Source organism: Pyrobaculum sp., from assembly GCF_049971835.1.
Lineage (GTDB): Archaea > Thermoproteota > Thermoprotei > Thermoproteales > Thermoproteaceae > Pyrobaculum.
In genome coordinates this window covers 1-1819 of sequence record NZ_JBMFKV010000313.1, presented here as the reverse complement: position 1 = coordinate 1819, position 1819 = coordinate 1, and the positions used below count along the sequence as shown (strand labels likewise).

Annotated in this window: 3 protein-coding genes and 1 pseudogene; all 4 read left to right on the top strand. The window is 59.8% G+C overall.

The genetic code is table 11. The features are described from left to right. Nucleotides 1-105 precede the first annotated feature (105 nt). Nucleotides 106-291, top strand: a complete 186-nt coding sequence (locus ACP5J3_RS14095; protein WP_428496257.1) for an alpha-aminoadipate/glutamate carrier protein LysW — start codon at nucleotides 106-108, stop codon at nucleotides 289-291. 21 nt (nucleotides 292-312) lie between these two features. Next, nucleotides 313-1485 (top strand): argininosuccinate synthase, encoded by a 1173-nt coding sequence (locus ACP5J3_RS14090; RefSeq protein ID WP_428496258.1) that lies wholly within the window; start codon nucleotides 313-315, stop codon nucleotides 1483-1485. 49 nt (nucleotides 1486-1534) lie between these two features. After that, on the top strand, nucleotides 1535-1693 hold the full coding sequence (locus tag ACP5J3_RS14085; protein ID WP_428496256.1) for a hypothetical protein: 159 nt from the start codon (nucleotides 1535-1537) through the stop codon (nucleotides 1691-1693). Beyond that, nucleotides 1690-1819, top strand: a pseudogene (locus ACP5J3_RS14080) (argininosuccinate lyase); the annotation flags it as partial. The gene ACP5J3_RS14085 and the pseudogene ACP5J3_RS14080, both read left to right, overlap by 4 nt.

Sequence of the window (1819 nt, the reverse complement as noted above, 5' to 3'; positions counted from 1 at the left end):
AGTTAGTTCGTGTGTATTGAGGTGCGTCTCTGGTGTGTGATTAACCGGTGAGAGCGCGGCTTTGGGTTGAAGAAAAAGGTTTTATAGTGGGTTGATTTGGGGGGTATGGCTTCGCAGAAGTTGGTGGTTCAGTGCAAGGTGTGTGGTACTGAGTTCGACCTTCCGGAGGATGTTATGGATGGGGAGATTGCGAGTTGTCCCACGTGTGGGGCTAGGTACATCGTGAGGCTTAGGGGTGGATCGGTTTCGCTGGAGGAGTTTAAGGGTGATGTGGAGGACTATGGGGAGTAAGTCGGGGCGAGTAAGGTAGTTCTGGCCTATTCCGGCGGCCTTGACACCACGGTTGCCGTCAAGTGGCTTTCGGAGAGGCTGGGGGCGGAGGTCTACACCGTAACTGTCGACGTTGGGCAGGAGGACGACTTCTCCGCCATCGAGGAGAGGGCATATAGGGCGGGGGCTGTGCAACACTTTTATATAGATGCCCGGAGGGAGTTTGCCGAGGAGTATATAGCTAGGGCGGTTCTTATGAACGGCATGTATGAGGGGCTGTACCCCCTGGGGACGGCGCTGGCTAGGCCTCTCATCGCGGCGAAGGTGGTGGAGGTGGCGCGGCGGGTTGGGGCCGACGCCGTTGCGCACGGCTCTACTAGCAAGGGGAATGACCAGGTGAGGTTTGACGTGACTGTGAAGGCTCTGGCGCCGGATCTTAAGATCATCGCGCCGGCGAGGGTTTGGGGTATGACTAGGGCTGAGGAGGTGGAGTACGCGAGGAGGCACGGCCTGCCGGTGGGGGAGGAGCACAAGAAGTTCAGCATCGACGACAACCTCTGGTCGAGGTCTATCGAGGGGGGTCCCCTGGACGACCCGATGGTGGAGCCTCCTGAGGAGGCGTTTAGGTGGTCGGTATCTCCGGAGAAGGCGCCGGCGGAGCCCGCGTATGTGGCTATTGAGTTTGAGGGGGGTGTCCCCGTGGCGCTTAACGGGGAGCGGATGGACTTGGCCTCTCTCGTATCTGCGCTTAACCACCTCGGGGGGGCCCACGGGGTTGGGAGGATTGACCACGTGGAGAATAGGCTGGTGGGGTTTAAGAGTAGGGAGGTGTACGAGGCGCCGGCCGCCGTCGTCCTCTTCCACGCGCACCGGGACTTGGAGAAGCTGGTGCTGACGCCGAGGGAGCTGAGGTTTAAGCACAACGTCCTCGACCCGCAGTGGGCGGACCTCGTGTACCAGGGGCTGTGGGTGGAGCCGTTAAGGGAGGCTTTGGAGGCGGCGGCGCGGGAGATGGAGCGGTGGGTGTCGGGGGTGGTCAGGGTGAAGCTGTACAAGGGGGCTCTGTGGGTGGTGGGGAGGGAGTCCCCCTACGGGGGGTACAGCAAGGAGCTCGCCGACTACAGCGCGGGGTGGTACCCCAGCGACGAGGAGGCGCGGGGCTTCATCGAGATGTGGTCTCTGCACTCCCTCACGGCTCTGCGGCGTAGGAAATAGTCTATATAAATGGAAAAGGTTTTATATTGAATCTTTTTCTAGGGGGTTGATGGGGCAACGTTCCGTGGTTTGTCCAAACTGCAAACGTCCTGTGAAGCCGGTGGAGTGTAGCAGGAGGAACCAGACTAAGAGATACGTGGTTGTGACATATTGTTGCCCTAGGTGTGGGGCTGAGCTTATAACTGAGAGGATTGAGGTTTCTGGATGAGTTTCTACCGGAGGTGGATTGGGGGGAGCGGGGATTTGGTTAGGCGCTACACCTCCAGCATCAGGGACGACGCCGCCATTGCGGAGGAGGTGGTGCGGGTGATGAAGGCACACGTGGCGCACCTCG